At 32.2% G+C, this 783-nt stretch carries 1 protein-coding gene; it reads right to left on the bottom strand.

Annotated elements, in window-relative coordinates; translation table 11 throughout:
• Positions 1–139: 139 nt before the first annotated feature.
• The coding region (locus Sarmat_RS06705; protein WP_202149971.1) for an ATP-grasp domain-containing protein at positions 140–783 on the bottom strand (644 nt) is incomplete at its 5' end.

Here is a 783-nt window from a genome sequence, read left to right as displayed (position 1 = left end):
CCACCTCAAAATCAAATAAGTCTTTAAATTTGCGATATTGATGCTTTGGACTAACTAATTGATTTAAACTTACCATTGTAATTTGATGCGCTGAAGACATTTGAAAACCTCGTTCTTTTGAGATTTATTATAACAAAAATTACCTCATCTCGCAACAGTCCCTAATAGGCAAACCTAAAACATATCTTAGAGTTTGTTCGTAACTATTAAACTCATAATTAATTTCTAAAATTTTAGGAACTCCTGCGCCACCAGGTCTTGCACCTATCTCTAAGAAAATTATATCCCCATTATTTTTAACAAAAACCTCCAAATGAGTCATACCAGAATACGGGCTCAAGGCCTTATGCACCCGTTCAGAAAAATTAATAATTCTATGACGCAGATCAGAGTTTTCTTTTAATGGAATAATTCCTAATGGTTTACCCTTGTCGTATTCATGACATGGAAACAAATATTCGCATGGAAAACTATATATTTGCTTATTATTGTCGATAAAACTATCGCATAAATACAATGTACCATTGATATATTCCTCGCAATCATACTCATTTTCTGAGGCTTGACTTATCCAGTAAATAAAATCTTCATAATTCTTAATATGAAAAGCGCCTATGGCAGAGGCGCCATACACAGGTTTAACAAAAAAATCTCCCTTAAAATATTGTAGCAAATCATAGAAGCTATCACTTGGATTATTTTTAAGAGTATCTACATTAACTTGTTTGAATAAAGGAACCGGTATTCCGTGATTACCCAATAATTCTTTCATCTTTATTTTGT

The sequence above is a fragment of the Candidatus Sarmatiella mevalonica genome (assembly GCF_016751895.1).
Taxonomy (GTDB): Bacteria; Pseudomonadota; Alphaproteobacteria; order Rickettsiales; family Rickettsiaceae; genus Sarmatiella; species Sarmatiella mevalonica.
The sequence above is the reverse complement of the archived record's forward strand: the minus strand, read 5'-3'. Positions and strand labels throughout refer to the sequence as shown.